This window comes from Flavobacterium sp. TSSA_36, from assembly GCF_051547165.1.
Taxonomy (GTDB): Bacteria; Bacteroidota; Bacteroidia; order Flavobacteriales; family Flavobacteriaceae; genus Flavobacterium.
In genome coordinates this window covers 89,597-105,548 of the sequence record NZ_JBPTTP010000006.1, presented here as the reverse complement: position 1 = coordinate 105,548, position 15,952 = coordinate 89,597, and the positions used below count along the sequence as shown (strand labels likewise).

18 protein-coding genes and 2 tRNA genes are annotated in these 15,952 nt (G+C 34.4%); 6 read left to right on the top strand and 14 right to left on the bottom strand.

Features of this window, described 5'->3' with window-relative positions; genetic code table 11:
* Nucleotides 1–4 precede the first annotated feature (4 nt).
* The 6 genes from ACSVH7_RS12235 to ACSVH7_RS12210 all read right to left on the bottom strand — a co-directional run bounded on the left by ACSVH7_RS12235 (nt 5) and on the right by ACSVH7_RS12210 (nt 5,255).
* Entirely contained in the window at nt 5–625 is a 621-nt protein-coding gene (locus ACSVH7_RS12235; RefSeq protein ID WP_438066980.1) for a WbqC family protein, read from the bottom strand.
* Between the two features lie 77 nt (nt 626–702).
* On the bottom strand, nt 703–2,259 hold the full coding sequence (gene lepB / locus ACSVH7_RS12230) for a signal peptidase I (protein WP_438066979.1): 1,557 nt from the start codon (nt 2,257–2,259) through the stop codon (nt 703–705).
* Between the two features lie 31 nt (nt 2,260–2,290).
* Entirely contained in the window at nt 2,291–2,995 is a 705-nt protein-coding gene (gene dapB / locus ACSVH7_RS12225; protein ID WP_438066978.1) for a 4-hydroxy-tetrahydrodipicolinate reductase, read from the bottom strand.
* A 27-nt stretch (nt 2,996–3,022) separates the two neighbouring features.
* Nucleotides 3,023–3,583: a DUF5683 domain-containing protein gene (locus ACSVH7_RS12220; protein WP_438066977.1), complete on the bottom strand. Its 561-nt coding sequence runs from the start codon at nt 3,581–3,583 to the stop codon at nt 3,023–3,025.
* Entirely contained in the window at nt 3,583–4,482 is a 900-nt protein-coding gene (locus ACSVH7_RS12215) for a ParB/RepB/Spo0J family partition protein (RefSeq protein WP_438066976.1), read from the bottom strand. Before ACSVH7_RS12215 ends, ACSVH7_RS12220 begins: the two co-directional genes overlap by 1 nt.
* A gap of 5 nt (nt 4,483–4,487) precedes the next feature.
* Complete coding sequence (locus tag ACSVH7_RS12210) at nt 4,488–5,255, bottom strand: ParA family protein (protein WP_438066975.1); 768 nt, start codon at nt 5,253–5,255, stop codon at nt 4,488–4,490.
* 235 nt (nt 5,256–5,490) lie between these two features.
* On the opposite strand from ACSVH7_RS12210, the gene ACSVH7_RS12205 reads away from it, so the two are divergent.
* Nucleotides 5,491–5,565: transfer RNA gene (locus ACSVH7_RS12205), tRNA-Pro, on the top strand.
* A gap of 126 nt (nt 5,566–5,691) precedes the next feature.
* Nucleotides 5,692–6,639 (top strand): thioredoxin-disulfide reductase, encoded by a 948-nt coding sequence (trxB, locus tag ACSVH7_RS12200; protein WP_438066974.1) that lies wholly within the window; start codon nt 5,692–5,694, stop codon nt 6,637–6,639.
* Between the two features lie 210 nt (nt 6,640–6,849).
* On the opposite strand, the gene ACSVH7_RS12195 is transcribed toward trxB, so the two are convergent.
* The 4 genes from ACSVH7_RS12195 to ACSVH7_RS12180 form a co-directional block, all read right to left on the bottom strand.
* The gene (locus tag ACSVH7_RS12195) at nt 6,850–7,590 is read right to left on the bottom strand and encodes a head GIN domain-containing protein (RefSeq protein ID WP_438066973.1); all 741 of its coding nucleotides are present in this window, start codon (nt 7,588–7,590) and stop codon (nt 6,850–6,852) included.
* Between the two features lie 2 nt (nt 7,591–7,592).
* The gene (locus ACSVH7_RS12190; RefSeq protein WP_438066972.1) at nt 7,593–9,317 is read right to left on the bottom strand and encodes a PspC domain-containing protein; all 1,725 of its coding nucleotides are present in this window, start codon (nt 9,315–9,317) and stop codon (nt 7,593–7,595) included.
* A gap of 2 nt (nt 9,318–9,319) precedes the next feature.
* Complete coding sequence (locus tag ACSVH7_RS12185; RefSeq protein WP_438066971.1) at nt 9,320–9,652, bottom strand: PadR family transcriptional regulator; 333 nt, start codon at nt 9,650–9,652, stop codon at nt 9,320–9,322.
* Between the two features lie 122 nt (nt 9,653–9,774).
* Nucleotides 9,775–10,230 carry a DUF4870 domain-containing protein gene (locus tag ACSVH7_RS12180; RefSeq protein ID WP_438066970.1) on the bottom strand — a complete coding sequence of 152 codons (456 nt, stop codon included), beginning with the start codon at nt 10,228–10,230 and terminating at the stop codon, nt 9,775–9,777.
* A 253-nt stretch (nt 10,231–10,483) separates the two neighbouring features.
* On the opposite strand from ACSVH7_RS12180, the gene ACSVH7_RS12175 reads away from it, so the two are divergent.
* Nucleotides 10,484–10,936 (top strand): DUF4442 domain-containing protein, encoded by a 453-nt coding sequence (locus tag ACSVH7_RS12175; protein WP_438066969.1) that lies wholly within the window; start codon nt 10,484–10,486, stop codon nt 10,934–10,936.
* Between the two features lie 54 nt (nt 10,937–10,990).
* On the opposite strand, the gene ACSVH7_RS12170 is transcribed toward ACSVH7_RS12175, so the two are convergent.
* Nucleotides 10,991–11,173 (bottom strand): hypothetical protein, encoded by a 183-nt coding sequence (locus tag ACSVH7_RS12170; protein WP_438066968.1) that lies wholly within the window; start codon nt 11,171–11,173, stop codon nt 10,991–10,993.
* Between the two features lie 656 nt (nt 11,174–11,829).
* Here ACSVH7_RS12170 and ACSVH7_RS12165 point away from each other — a divergent pair.
* On the top strand, nt 11,830–12,450 hold the full coding sequence (locus ACSVH7_RS12165) for a hypothetical protein (RefSeq protein WP_438066967.1): 621 nt from the start codon (nt 11,830–11,832) through the stop codon (nt 12,448–12,450).
* 34 nt (nt 12,451–12,484) lie between these two features.
* On the opposite strand, the gene ACSVH7_RS12160 is transcribed toward ACSVH7_RS12165, so the two are convergent.
* Together ACSVH7_RS12160 and ACSVH7_RS12155 are read right to left on the bottom strand one after the other, a co-directional pair.
* Nucleotides 12,485–13,711, bottom strand: a complete 1,227-nt coding sequence (locus ACSVH7_RS12160) for a tyrosine-type recombinase/integrase (protein ID WP_438066966.1) — start codon at nt 13,709–13,711, stop codon at nt 12,485–12,487.
* 66 nt (nt 13,712–13,777) lie between these two features.
* Nucleotides 13,778–13,851 (bottom strand) — tRNA-Met (locus ACSVH7_RS12155).
* Nucleotides 13,852–14,000: 149 nt separating this feature from the next.
* On the opposite strand from ACSVH7_RS12155, the gene ACSVH7_RS12150 reads away from it, so the two are divergent.
* A complete protein-coding gene (locus ACSVH7_RS12150) occupies nt 14,001–14,393 on the top strand; it encodes an START-like domain-containing protein (protein WP_438066965.1) in 393 nt (130 codons plus the stop codon).
* 65 nt (nt 14,394–14,458) lie between these two features.
* Nucleotides 14,459–15,292, top strand: a complete 834-nt coding sequence (locus ACSVH7_RS12145; RefSeq protein WP_438066964.1) for an aminotransferase class IV — start codon at nt 14,459–14,461, stop codon at nt 15,290–15,292.
* Here the strand turns inward: ACSVH7_RS12145 and ACSVH7_RS12140 are convergent, their stop codons facing one another.
* On the bottom strand, nt 15,293–15,853 hold the full coding sequence (locus ACSVH7_RS12140; RefSeq protein WP_438066963.1) for a YqgE/AlgH family protein: 561 nt from the start codon (nt 15,851–15,853) through the stop codon (nt 15,293–15,295). It lies immediately after the preceding gene.
* Between the last annotated feature and the right edge of the window lie 99 nt (nt 15,854–15,952).

The window sequence follows — 15,952 nt, the reverse complement described above, 5'->3', positions numbered from 1 at the left end:
AAAATTACAACACCACCTTTTGAGTTTTTAAATACTCCAACGCAAATTTTCCTTCATTAAAGATTAAATCCAACACGCTTAAATTGTTGATAAAACCATGTTTGTCATCAAAAACTTGGGAGTAGCTTTCAAATAGGTTGGGATCTTTTTTGCCATTAATCAGCGTTCTACAATCCAAAACATCCGCGCCAACTTCGTGAAAATATTCCTCTGTTTTAGTAAAAGAAATCGGTAAACGAAGGCACTTTTCAATCAAAGCCAAGGTTTCAAAATTCAATTCCATCAAATACGTGTGCTTTTTTTCAAAAAAAGGCCGAAAATCATCCTCAAAAAACTCAAAGAAAGGCGAACTTCTATACCCCGCCTCTAGCGATTTAAAGTGCTGTTTTTGCCAATCAAAATCATTTTCAATCACAATGTCTTTTGTTTTCTGATGGCCTTTATTAGAATGTTTTACAGGGATATTCAACAACTGAATCCCATTGGGACTATAAATATAAGTACGGTTTCTATTCGTTTGTTTTTGAAAATTATCCTCCACTTCAAAGGTCACAGCATCCGATTGGATAATCGTTGCCATTTGGCTAATCGATGGAAAGTAGGAAGGATGTAGCAGTGTATTCATAACATTTGATTTAAAAGGCAAAAGTCATATCATCCGATAAGGAGAATATGACTTTTGGATATACTTACAATTTGAATTTAAAGTTCGGTTTTCGCTTTTCTTTTTTTCCAGAAATACTCTCCAATAAAAAAAGCAATTAGCGCGATTAAAAAATATTTAAAATACGATTGAGGCTGTCCTTCACCGTTCACCGTCGTAAACAAGCGATCCCAACGGATTTTGTTGAGTCCTTTTCCGTTTGTATCCCAGCTCATCCATATAAAAACAGGCTTTCCTACAATATGGTTTTCAGGCACAAATCCCCAATAACGACTGTCTTCAGAGTTGTGACGGTTGTCACCCATCATCCAGTAATAATTTTGACCAAAAGTATAGCTAGTCTCCACTTTTCCATCAATTCTGATTTCAGTGCCGTTTACTTTCAATTCTCTATTTTCGTAATCAGTAATAAGAGTTTTGTAAAAAGGAAGCGTCTGTAAGTTTAAAGCAACCGTCTTCCCTTTTTGTGGAATATAAATTGGTCCGTAATTATCTTGATTCCAGTTTTGGGTATGAGGAAAAACACTTTTTTCTGCTTCTTTAGAGACAATTCTTGTAACAGCAGTTATGCCGGCTACCTGTTTGAAACGTGCTGCTGCCTCTTTTGTTAAGGCGCTAATATATAAAGTATCACGTCTTTCATTGTCCATGAATCCCGCAGGATCCGTGATATCCAATTCTTTAAACAAAGATTCAAAATCAATGGGTGTTTTACCATCTAAAGCCAATTTGTAAGAGTATTGCGGTCTAGCTCTTTCTGGTAAAACAAGTGCTTTTCCGTCAATATAAACTACTCCATCTTTTATCGATAAATTATCGCCGGGTAAACCCACACAACGTTTTACATAATTTGATTTTTTATCGATAGGTTTATCCACGCGTAAACCAGATTTATCTCTGAATTTATAAACGGTATCCACAGGCCAGTTGAACACCACAATGTCATTTCTCTTAATATCTTCAATAGATGGCAATCGGAAATAAGGCAATTGAGGCCATTTTTGATACGATTTTTGTTTGGTAAGTGGGATCGTATCGTGCACCATAGGCAGCGCAACAGTGGTCATAGGTACCCTAGCGCCATAATTTACTTTGCTCACAAATAAAAAGTCACCAATTAACAATGATTTTTCTAAAGAGGAAGTAGGAATTGTAAAAGGTTGGATAAAGTAAGTATGCACTACCGTTGCCACGATTACAGCAAAAAGTAAAGAACTAACCGTATCAGCAGCTTTGTGATCAGGGCTTAATTTTCTATCAGTTACATGATTTAATGGCTGAGTATAATTGATATAATACAAATAAAAGCCAAAAGTGGCGATCACCAAAACAGTATCTAGTGTAGTACGTCTTCCAAAGCTGCGAAGGGTTTCTACCCAAATAACCGGGAACATAATCAAGTTGATTACTGGAATGAACAATAAAACCGTCCACCAAGTAGGTCTGCCAATGATTTTCATCAAAACAATGGCATTATAAATAGGAACAGCGGCAACCCAGCGTTTTCTGCCGGCACTTTCATACATTTTCCAAGTGCCTAAAAAATGAATGAGTTGAATAACTAAAAAGAATACAAACCAAGAATATAGTGTCATACAAACGGTATTTTAAAAGCTACGTAGTGCTCTAATTATTAAAATTTAAAACGTCTTTCATGGTGAAAACCCCTTTTTTTCCTGCTAACCATTCGGCAGCAATAACAGCACCTAATGCAAATCCTTCTCTATTGTGAGCCGTGTGTTTGATTTCGATGGCATCAATCGGGGAAGTGTAGGTTACGGTATGTGTCCCTGGTACTTCGCCTTGTCTGATAGCTTCAATTTGAATCTCATTTTCCGTCGGATTTTCCAAAGTCCATTGGGTATACTTGCTGTGTTCTATTACTCCCTCGGCCAAAGTGATTGCCGTTCCACTAGGAGCATCTAATTTATGGATATGGTGAATTTCTTCCATAGCTACCTTATACGAATCGTAAGGAGCCATGATTTTGGACAAATAGGAGTTCAATTCAAAGAAAAGATTGACGCCTAAACTAAAATTAGAACTTGAGATAAAGCCCCCATTTTTTTCTTGACAAAGGGCAATCATTTCGTCATAATGTGCTAACCAACCTGTTGTACCAGAAACGACAGGAACATTATTGTGGAAACTAGCAGAAATATTAGCTACTGCTGCTGCAGGAACACTAAAATCAATGGCAACATCTGCAGTTTCTAATCCATCATAAGTATTGAATTCGTCTTTTTTCAAAACCACTTCATGGCCTCTTTCCAAAGCGATTCTTTCAATCACTTGTCCCATTTTTCCGTATCCTAAAAGCGCAATTTTCATTTTCTTTGATTTAAAATAAGTCCTTTTTTAAAAAGTATAATTAAAAGTTAGTCCCACATTAGGACGAAACGTTACATCGTTGGGATAAATTTCCGGTTTTAATGAAAGATTTTCATTGACATTAAACTGGATGATTGCAGCATCTACATTGGCATCGATAATATTCAACACATAAAATCCAACGGTTACCAAAGCTGATAAATCACGATTACGTTGGTAGAATTTCTGCCCCGCAACAAGCCTGCTGTTGTCTAAAAAAGAAAATCGATCATCGGTAAAGCCTTCTAATCTTCTTTTGTAAGCATCACGATATTGATTGTATTTTCTATTATTGTCAATATAAAAATACAAACTCGTGCCTATTCCCGCATAAACTAATGGGATTTTCCAATATTTTTTGTTGTAGGCTTGTCCCAATCCAGGTAAAATGGCAGAATAAAAAGCCGCCTTAGCCGGAGTTAGAGGGTCAATATCAAGTGGTGCAACGGATTCTTTTACTGCTAGTACATCAGCTTTTTTATTTTGAGCAAAAGCAGTATGATTTAGAAGTATAAGTGTAATGATGCATATGGAAAGCAATTTATTCACTACCCTTTTATTAATTTCATAATTCGGTTTAAATCTTCTTGAGAATGAAAAGGAATGGTGATTTTTCCCTTCCCTTTAGGGTCTACTTTCAAATCAACTTTGGTTCCAAAATAAGAATTAAAGTTATTTTGCTGCTCTTCATCTATTAGAAAAGCGGCTGATTTACCAGGAAGGTTTGGTTTTGGCAGTAAACTTTCATGGTAGTTTTTCACCAAAGTTTCTGTTTCACGAACGGATAGATTTTGACTCACAATTTTTTGATACATCTGAGCTTGAACATCTAAATCTTCAACGTTTATGATAGCTCGTCCGTGTCCCATGCTAATAAAACCATCTCTAATACCCGTTTGAATGATAGGGTCTAGTTTTAATAAGCGCAAATAGTTAGCGATAGTAGAACGCTTTTTTCCTACTCTTTCACTCATTTGCTCTTGAGTTAATTGAATTTCATCCATCAATCTTTGGTACGAAAGTGCAATCTCAATGGGGTCTAAATCATGACGTTGAATGTTTTCCACCAAGGCCATGACCAATGATTCGTTATCATTAGCGATACGAATATAAGCAGGAACACTCGTAAGGCCAACTAGTTTTGAAGCACGTAAACGACGTTCTCCCGAAATTAACTGGTATTTATTAAAATCTAATTTTCGAACAGTAATAGGCTGAATCACGCCTAATTCCTTGATAGAAGTGGCTAATTCTCGCAACGATTCCTCGTTGAAATTTGTTCTAGGTTGAAATGGATTTATTTCAATAGCCTCAATTTCAAGCTCAATAATATTACCAACAACTTTGTCAGCATTTTTATCCTCAACCGATTTAATGTCGTTTTCAGGATCTTTTAATAATGCGGATAAACCTCTGCCAAGTGCTTGTTTTTTTATTGCTTTTGTCATAAAACCTATTTGCTATTTTTCTTAATTATTTCTTGAGCTAAATGAATATAGTTTACAGCCCCTTTGCTAGTAGCGTCATAATTAATGATGCTTTCACCAAAACTTGGCGCTTCGCTCAATTTCACATTGCGTTGAATTACCGTTTCAAAAACCATATCATTGAAGTGTTTTTGAACTTCTTCTAATACTTGATTTGACAAACGTAATCTCGAATCATACATGGTGAGTAGTAATCCTTCAATATCCAAATCAGGGTTGTGTATTTTTTGAATACTTTTTACAGTGTTTAACAGTTTGCCTAATCCTTCAAGGGCAAAGTATTCACATTGAATCGGAATGATAACAGAATCTGCTGCAGTAAGCGCGTTCAAAGTTAAAAGTCCCAAAGAAGGTGCACAATCAATCAAAATGTAGTCGTAATCAGCTTTTACACTTTCCAATGCTTTTTTAAGCATATATTCTCTGTTTTCTTTGTCAACCAATTCAATTTCGATGGCGACAAGGTCAATGTGTGCTGGAATTACATCAACATTGGGTGCGGTACATTGTAATACGGCCTCTCTTGGTGTATGGCTGTGCTCCAAAATTTGATAGGTACCAATTTCTACAGATTCAACATCAATCCCTAAACCAGAAGTGGCATTGGCTTGAGGATCAGCATCAATTAATAATACTTTTTTTTCTAAAACTCCTAAGGAAGCTGCAAGATTTACGGATGTTGTGGTTTTTCCAACTCCTCCTTTTTGATTAGCAATAGCAATGATTTTGCCCATTTTATTTTTAAATTTTGAGCGGTAAAAATACAATTTTTTATGGTTATTGAAAATCTATTTTCTAACATTTGTGAATGTTTTCTGAATCTAATTGTTGGCATCAATTTGTTTACTTCGAAATTCCTTGGGAACAAAGGTTTTTGTGATTTTATGGACGTACTTTATTTTTTTAATTTAATTTTTGTGATAATACTTGTGATACCCAAAAAACAATTTTATATTTGCACCCGCGTTACGGGGTGTAGCGTAGCCCGGTTATCGCGCCTGCTTTGGGAGCAGGAGGTCGCAGGTTCGAATCCTGCCACCCCGACTAAATCCTTTCTGAGTTTCAGAAGGGATTTTTTTTATTCCTCCATAATCAAAACAAATACTTCAAAGTGAGTTATTATTTTTTAAAATCCTATTTTTGCGTGTATTTTAAAAAACTCAAAACATCATGTCAAATACTATCGAAAAAATAAAATGCCTAATTATAGGTTCAGGTCCTGCGGGATACACAGCTGCCATATATGCTGCTAGAGCCAATATGAATCCAGTTTTGTACCAAGGAATGCAACCGGGAGGACAGTTGACTACAACCAATGAAGTAGAAAATTTCCCAGGTTATGTAGACGGTGTGACTGGTCCAGAAATGATGATTCAGTTGCAACAACAAGCACAACGTTTTGGTGCAGATATACGCGATGGTTGGGCTACCAAAGTTGATTTCACTGGTGGTATCCACAAAGTTTGGATTAATGACACTATCGAATTGCACTGCGAAACCGTAATTATTTCTACCGGAGCTTCAGCAAAATATTTAGGATTACCCTCAGAACAACATTATTTAAAAATGGGTGGCGGCGTTTCTGCTTGTGCCGTTTGCGATGGATTTTTCTACAGAAATCAAGAAGTAGTAATCGTTGGAGCAGGAGATTCTGCTTGCGAAGAAGCGCACTACTTATCTAAGTTATGCAAAAAAGTAACCATGTTGGTTAGAAGCGAAAAATTCAGAGCTTCCAAAATTATGGAGGAAAGAGTACGCAAAACCGAAAATATCGAAATCCTTTTAAACCACGATACAGTTGAAGTTTTAGGAGATGAACAAGTGGTTTCAGCTATCAAAGTAAAAAACAAAACCACCGATAAAGTGTATGATATTCCAGCTACCGGATTTTTCGTAGCCATTGGTCACAAACCCAACACCGATATTTTCAAAGATTACTTGACTTTAGACGAAACGGGTTATATCGTAAACGTTCCGGGAAGTTCAAAAACGAATGTAGCAGGAGTTTTCGTAGCAGGAGACGCCGCCGATCACGTATACCGCCAAGCCATTACCGCTGCAGGTACAGGTTGTATGGCTGCATTGGATGCCGAACGTTATTTGGCTGCCAAAGAATAATTTTGTTAGGAGCAGTAATCAAAGTGCTTTTTTGTGAGCAAAGTCCCGCTCTCCGTTACAATCTTTGTTGCCGAACCCCGGCAACAAAGGATTTCCACTGCGATCGGGGCTAAAGAGGAGCAATGGTCTCTTATTTAGTTACATACTGAAATTTGTATTACAAAAAAAAGTCCTTCACAGCGAAGGACTTTTTTTTGTTTCAACTAAAAACTATTCTTGGCTTATCGAACCGCCAGAGCTTTCACTTTTCTTAAGTCTTTTCGGTTTGTTTTTGTAGGAGATATTTCCTCCGCTCGACGCTTCGGCATCAAGACTCACCAACGGATGTAGCGATTGAATACTTCCTGATGAAGCCTCAGATTTGATGTCGTTTGCCAACAACTCGCCAGCATTGATCGAACTTCCGCTTGAAGAATTGGTTTGCAGGTTAATTGCTTTACCTTTCAATTCAATACTACTTCCGCTTCCAGAATCGCAAATTATTTTTTCAGATTCTACGTTCAAATCCAAAGAAGCCGCACTCGATGCATCAATCTTAAATTCAGCAGCTTTAAGAGTAAATCTGCTATTTACAGTCGAAGCACTATTGGCTTCGATACCTTCTATAATAGGAGCACGAACAATTACTTTTTTGGAAGTAATATTTATGAATGAACTGTATTTACAACCAATAATTAGCTTGCCGTTTTCTACTTTGGTAGTGATTTCCTTTTGCAAATTATCATCGGCTTCTACTATGATTTCAATTTTATCGGCTTGTTCTATGACCAAATCTATAGCGTTTCCTACTTCAATACTTTTAAAATCGCCATTTACAATTCTTTTTTCGGTAGTAACCTTGCCACTTCCCGTGATGGAATTGAAATTTGTAGACAAGTTACAGGAAGCAAACAGTAAAGTGGTTAAGGTAGCAATTATGAATTTGGTTACTAAAGTGATGATTTTTACCATGACTATTTGGTTTTAATAATAATACCGTCTTTGCTAATCTTTAATTCTTTAAAATCGTTGTTTGATTTTATCAAAGTATCTTTCTTAATCGAAATGCCTTCGTCGTTAATTGTTACATTGGCAGTCTCGTCGTTGTTTTCTACATCATTCCACTCATTTTCATCCTCTGGGCAATTTAAACATTTTATTTGAGAATTGCTTACTTTGTAAACGTAATTGTCTGAACTGTAGTGTAAATTAAAAAAGCTGTCATCCGAACGATCATAATTTTGCACCGATGCGTCTGGTTTCAATAAAGTGCCTTCTGGTAAGTATAAATACAATTCTACTTCTTGGTCACGGAATTTATTTTTCACATCCGTCAATAAATAATTGTCTAAGTACAGATGATTCCCTTCAATTTTTATAGTGTATTGAATTTTTTCGGCTCTGAATTTAGCCTCTTGAAACGATTTTCCTTTAGCAGTCCTTTCAATTTGGAGGTAAGGTGCTTTTTCATCGGTATACAGAATTCGTAAGCTTACATTATTAGAATAGATCAATTTGTTGTTCGCAGCATCTTGTACAAATTCAAACTCAGTATGGTCGTCAATATCTTTGGTGTAATAATCATTGTATCTGAATTTTACGAATAAAGTGTCGTTTGTACTCAAAGGAATATTTTGTTTTTCAACTGTTTTTCCATCATGAGAGACTTGCGTGGCTGTTTTTATACCAATAGAAATTAAAATAGCAATCGATATTAACCATAAAGCGAGTAAGCTATATTTAGCAATAGCGCCTATTGAGCCAATGGTAGGGGACAATAATTTGAATCCTAAAACGGTCAAGAAAAAGAACGGAATTCCCACCGCAAAGAACATGAGTAATCCAAAACTCCAAACCGGATAATCAGAGAAATTACCAGCCTCAATAAAATTTTGCCAAGGAAAATCCACGAAAGCCGATGAACCTAATGTAAAGACTCCAATGAATAATGAGACAAGTATGGAAAGTCCAGTCATAATTAAAATTACCCCTAATACTTTAGCAAAAACCTTGAAAACAGTCATAATAAAATCGCCCAAGGAGTTACCAATTTTTTCGGCTCCCGATTTTACTTGGTTTCCCATTTTGTCATAATCGGCATTTTTGAATTTGCCAGATACGTTTTCAAATTCCTCTCTGACTTTTTTTTCAATATTCGAAATCGTTACGGGTTCTCCCGTCATTTCTAGTTTCTCTGAAGTAGTGATGGCTTCAGGAGTTACAATCCAAAGAATGATATAAGCCAATATACCAGTGCCAAATCCAGCAAAAACAAAGATTAAGAACATGATTTTTAACCAAACGGCATCAATACCAAAATAATGTCCTAAACCTGTAGCTACACCACCAATCATCCCTTTTTCTTTGTCACGGTACAATTTTTTGGTAGCTCTAGTGCTGTAATCATTAAATTTTTGAGAATTATTGGTTTCTTCTTCAATGATATAATCTTCGGGTTGTCCCATTACTGCGATAACTTCGTCAACATCTTTCAGTCCTACTACGTGTTTTTCGCTTTTTTGTTTTTCATTCAACAATTCTGAAACACGCATTTCGATATCTTTTATGATTTCTTCTTGACCAGAAGATTTAGATAATGAGCGTCTTATAGCTTCAAAATAACGAGTTAATTTTTGGTATGCATCTTCGTCAATATGGAAGAACATTCCGCCTAGGTTTATATTTACAGTTTTGTTCATGACTATTGTTTTTGGTTGGTTATTAGATTTACAGCGTCGGATAATTCATTCCAAGTGCCGCTTAATTCAGTTAAAAAGGTTTGACCTATTTCGGTTAGACCATAATACTTTCGTGGTGGCCCTGAGGTTGATTCCTCCCAGCGATAGTTGAGTAATCCGTCATTTTTTAATCGAGTTAACAAAGGATAAATGGTTCCCTCTACGACTAACAATTTAGCGTCTTTTAAAGTGTCTAATATTTCAGAAGTATAGGCATCTTTTTCTTTTAATACAGATAAGATGCAAAACTCGAGAACACCTTTACGCATCTGGGCTTTTGTGTTTTCAATGTTCATAATTTTCGTTTTGATTTTTTGTTGGATTAGAACTGTTCGTTTTTTGATTACTTTCCATTACAGGTGATAGTTGAGATGATTTATAGAGTTGATTAGACTACTACATACTACTTTATAATTGATTACTTTATAAAGGGAATAGTGAATGGATATTGGTATTTTTCTCCATTTGATGTTTTTACAGCTGCAATAATTATTAAGAAGAATTCTGCTATTTTGAATCCAACAAAAGCAAGAGCAGCGATGATTCCAACTGTAATAAGTCCAATGTGGTTTTCAAAATTAAAATCTCTCATCACTAATCCTTGATTATGATAGAATTCATCAAAGGTCATATTGTTAAAAACAGTAAAAATTAATATCGGTAACGCAATGGCTGCCATAACCAAAGAGTAAATAAGGATACTCAATTGAAAATTAATAGCTTGTTTTCCGTGATGGTCTACAAATTCTGATTGATCTTTTTTTGAAGTCCAAATCAAGATAGGGAATATATAATTTCCAAAAGGAATTATATACTGGCTCAATGTACTCAGGTGAGTAAATGTTGCAATGTTTTTTTCTGATGCTGTTTCCATGATTTAAAGTATATAGTAATTTCTTATGCAAATATATATCTAAAAGAAAGTATCTTGTATCGCATAGTAGTAAATGTTAACACAATATTAACAATTTTGATGTGTTTTAATCTTTTGCGTGCTATATGTTTTGCGTTGTTTTACAGTTGTTTAGAGCTGTTATAACTTTAAAGCGTTTTGAATGAGGCGTAAGTTTTATTTTTATATGTATGCATAGTATTTTTTTGTATTTTTACCCAAAAACTAACCAATAATGGAAATAAATGTATCAAAATTGAATAAATTCTTATTATTCAAATTGCCTTCTGCTTTTTTGTGCGGAGTAAGAGTAAAGGTTATTAATGAAAAACAATGTGTAGTGAGTGTAAAGCACCGCTGGATCAATCAAAATCCGTTTAATTCTATGTACTTTGCTGTTCAAGCTATGGCTGCAGAGTTGTCTACAGGGGCTTTAGTAATGTATCAAATTCAAAAAAGCGGTAGAAAAATATCTATGTTAGTGGCTAACAATAAAGGGAGTTTTACCAAAAAAGCCACCGGAAGAATTACATTTATCTGTAATGATGGGCATTTGATAGAAGAAGCAATACAACAGACTATTGCTACAGGGGAGGGACAAACCTTTTGGATGAAATCTATTGGAACCGATGAAAAGGGAATTCAGGTTTCTGAGATGGATTTTGAGTGGAGCGTTAGAGTAAAATAATAAGTGCTAGATTTAAGTAAACTATAAAAAAAATGCCTCGATTGAGGCATTTTTTTATTTTGATTTTTTAGAAGAGCAACATTTTTTTCCTTCTGCTTTGCATTCGGACTTTGTTTTAGTTGCTTCTTTTTTTGTAGTTGTTGCTTCTTTCTTTGTTTTCTCTTTAGCTGGAGCTTCTTGTGCTTGAATCGATAAAGCAAAGAATGAAAAAGCTAAAATAGTGGCTATTTTTTTCATTGTAATCTGATTAAGAGGGGTTAAATACTATTTGTATGCCCCAAATATAAGAATTAAATGATTCAGAGTGCAGTAGTAATACAATTTTATATTTTCTGAAAACTTTGTTTTTGGTTTAAATAGAGTAGGACACCCTTAACTATGAGATAAAAAAAGCCTCAAATATAAAATTTGAGGCTTTAGTAGCGAGCCCGATCGCTCGGATATGGCATAAATTTCTTCGGTTGGATATCGCGGATTTGCAATCCGTGCCCACACAGTGCATCAACAATCTAAAATAAGTCCAACATTACGACCTCTAAATCATTGTCCAACCCCGCATAATTTCTAGCAGAACTAAAATAGTAATCTTCAGGTGAGCTAACTACTTTCTCTTTTACTGGATTGTTGTGGATATAATTCACTTTTTGTTTTATTAACCAATTGGTTTCTATTATTTCAGCGTGATAGCCGTTGTGGGCACGGATTGCAAATCCGCGCTATCGGGTTCTCAGGCATTTTTTATTTTTGACTTTCGGATAGCAATGATATGATGAGAATAATCCTCAAGAAGTACCGCATCGATTGAACGTATCAGAGTAGTTACATTTAGGATTTTTTTTAATAATTTTTGCTTAATGTTTTTTTAACACATTAGAAAAACATTGCAATTACATTTGAAAAAATTAAATTTTTCAATCCAAATGAGGTATTTTTTACTATTTATTATGTTTTTTACTTTAACAAGTGTTTTTTCTAATAATGATTCTGGTAATTATGTACTGAAAAACAATGGAGAGAAAGTTTTAATTCACCCTGCTTTTTTCAGATTAGACCAAGCTAATGAATTTATAATTTATAAAGAAAGTGCTATTGCTAAAGAGGTCAAATTAAAATTTAGTGAATTTAAATATGTTGTCATTAAAAATTTAAAGTTTGTAACAATAAATTTTGGTCGAGCTAACGGTTATCAAGGATTTTTTGTTTTATGTGAAAATAGTATTCATTCGCTAGTTTTTAAGGTGGAAGATCTATCCGAATCAAGTAAAATTAAATCCTATCATTTTTACATTTTAGACCAAAACAACACTATCGTTGAAGAACATAAGTTTGATAATGCGTTATCTAACAAATCTATTTCTCAACGTAATGATATTTTTGGTAAAATAAATTTCTTTTTTAATTCTTGTACTGATTTTGCAAAAAGATTAGTTGCACTTGAAAACAGCGAGCCAGAAAGCAATAGTCTGTCTATTTTAGAACTATTTGAACAACCCATGTTTTATGATTGCAAATAATAAGCAATAACCATAAATCTGTTTATTTAAAGAATTATTCTGCTTTATTAATGTGTTGCGAATAATCCTCAGGAAGTACCGCATCAATATCACGTAAATATTTATCCAAAGCAACCATAGTTTCGTGACCAGTAATCAGCATCAATTTACTTTTAGCCTCAAATGGTGTACTATTTTTTACAAACTCATGGTACAGTTTGGTAATAAAAGTATGTCGGAAACTGTAAAGACCATAATCCTTACCTAAGCCTAAACTATCTTTTACTTTTTTGAAACGTTTACTGAAATAGTCTCTTTTGTCGGTCTCATTCGTTGCCCAGTCTTGCCCAATTCCACTGGGAGTGAATAAATAACTCTCGGGATTGAATTTATCCAAATTAGGCAATGTAGAAAGTAATATCTCGGGAATGATTTTCACTTTTACGGCTTTGTTTTTGGCTCTCACATAAAGTCGTCTATCTTTTACGTTTACGTCCTTAATTTGTAAGCGTACCACTTCAACAGGGCGTAAATGATTATAAGAAATGAATTGAATGAATAGCAACATCAATTCATCGTTACTTTTCAGATAATTGAAAATATCTACTTCTTGTGTACTGCTATAGGTTTTGTTTCGCTCAGGATTGGATTTTAATACATTGATTTTTTTGACAAAATTGTCTGGAATAATGTCGTTATCCTCCAAAGACTGAAAAAACATCGATAAAATGGCTCGGGTATTGTTGCGGTTTTTAGCACTAGTGGCGGATAAAACACTATTTAAAAACGTAATAATTGTTTTTTTATCTACAGAATTGATGGTGCGGTTTTCAAATCCATTAGCAAAAAGCCATTTTTCAAATGATTTTATTCTTACCCTGTAATCTCTAAAGCTGTTATCTTTTAAAGTGTTCTTCTTTAATTCCAAAGAAAAAGTAACAGCATTTTCAATTGTATATTTCTTTTCTTCACTAGTAGAAACGATTTCTTCATCCTCGTAAGGATTGTATCCACTTTCCAAAATATTCTCAACGGCTTGAGCTAAGATCTTAATGGCATTCTTACGTTCTCTGAGAGTTTTGAATTTATTAACGCCAGCATAGATATGAGTTTGTCTTTCTAGCTTGTCAGTTTCAGGATTTCTGAAGGAATAATATACGTACCATCTTTTGGATAAATCTCCATTGGCATCGTAAATATTGGGTGTAGAATATTTCTTTTTTAAACTCAAAACGTGTGCGCTAGCGAGTTCATTTGTTAAAAGGGCGATAATTTTAGACATAAAAAAAGCGGCTTTAAATCACTCTAAAGCCGCATAAAATCTACATTTTTCAATTTTTCAACCTAGTAGCGAGACCGAGATTTGAACTCGGGACCTCAGGGTTATGAATCCTGCGCTCTAACCAACTGAGCTATCTCGCCGTGTTCGGGATTTTAAAGTAATTCCTGAATGCGGGTGCAAATATATAAATAATTTTAGAGTTGACAAGCTAGAAGCAAAAAAAAAATATTTTTTTAAAAATTCTTTTCATTAAGCATTAAATTCTTATATTTCCAAAAAAAATGTAGCCATGATTCAAAAAGTAAGATATGAAATTGAATTCCCTATAAACTCTTCTCCACAATTGTTGTATCAATATATTTCAACCCCTTCAGGATTAGCGGAATGGTTTGCTGATGATGTCAATTCAAGAGGAGAATTCTTCACGTTTATTTGGGATGATACGCAAGAAAAGGCGAGGTTAGCTTCCAAAAAATCTGGAGAGAAGGTGAAATTTAAATGGGTGGATGATAAAAATAAAGATACAGAGTATTTTTTTGAATTACACATTCTTGAGGACGAGTTGACTAAAGATGTGTCGTTGTTAGTGATTGATTTCGCTGAAAAAAACGAGATAGAAGAAGCTTCCCAGTTGTGGGGAAATCAAATTTCAGATTTAAAACATCTCATAGGTTCAGTTTAGTAAAAGTCTTTAATTAAGACTATATTTGATTATATTTGCCCTGAATTAATTTTAGGGCTTTTTTTATGATTATTTTTAATGGTGAGGTACAGGAATCAGATTCAAATGTATTAGTGCAAAACAGGGGTTTTCTTTATGGTGATGGTGTTTTTGAAACCCTAAAAGTAGTGGATGGAAAAATATTGTTTTTTGAAGATCATTATTTTAGGCTAATGTCGGCCATGAGAATCGTTCGAATGGAAATACCGATGCATTTTACATTGGAATTTTTAGAAGAACAAATCCTTTTTTTAGTTAAAAATCTTAAGTATACTCCTGCTGCTCGCGTTCGTATTACTGTTTTTAGAAATTCTGGAGGGTATTATTTGCCAACAGACACAACCGTTTCTTATTTGGTTCAAGCATCTGAGTTAGATAATGTGCTTTATACTATTGTAGAGAAAGCGTATGAGGTGGATTTATACAAAGATTTCTATGTGACTAAGCAATTACTTTCTACTCTAAAGACTACGAACAAGATGATTCATGTAACGGGTAGTATTTTTGCAAAAGAAAATGATTTAGATAATTGTATTCTTCTAAATGACAGCAAAAATGTGGTGGAGGCGCTTCAGGGAAATTTGTTTATGAGAGTAGGAAACACTTTAACTACTCCTCCGATTTCAGAAGGTTGTTTGAATGGGATTATGCGAAAGCAAATTTTAGAATTGGTTAAAAAGGAGACTGCGTTAGATGTTGTGGAAGGTACTATCTCTCCTTTTGATCTTCAAAAAGCAGATGAATTATTTATTACAAATGTAATCAAGGGAATACAGCCCATAACTAATTATAGAAAAAAGACTTTTGTTACTGAGACTTCACAGTTGTTACTTACCTTGCTTAATAATAAACTTCAGTAATTAGTTCAAATAAGGGTTTTCGGGGGCGTTTGACCAAATTAAATAATCGCCTCCTAGTTCCATTAATTGTTCTTTCCAAAAATGGGTAGATGATTTTCCAATTATCTTGTTCTCGTAGGGATTTTGTGCCACTATCCATGAATGACTTTCCATTTCGTTTTCTAGTTGTTTTTCTTCCCAACCCGTATATCCTAAGAAGAAACGAATGTTGTTTTTGCTGATAAGTCCTGAATTGATTAACTCTTTCGCAGATTCAAAGTCACCTCCCCAATAAATCCCGTTTGAAATTTCAACACTGTTTGGGATTAATTGTGGGATATTATGAATAAAGTACAAATTGTCTTGTTCGACCGGACCTCCATTGTAAATTTTAAAGCGGGCGTCAATATCAGGTATCAAGTCATTGATGGTGTATTTCAGAGGTTTGTTAATAATAAATCCGATGGAGCCTTCGTGATTATGATCAGCTAAAAGTATTACAGATCTATTAAATGATAGATCTCCGATTAAGGAAGGTTCTGCGATGAGCAAATGGCCTTTTTTTAATTTCTCTGTAATCATCTTTGTTTTTTTCTTTAAATTTAACAAAAAAATAAAAGTATAGCCAAAAATAATCGTTAAAAAGCAAAAAAAAACCTCCCATAGGGAAGGTTTTGATTG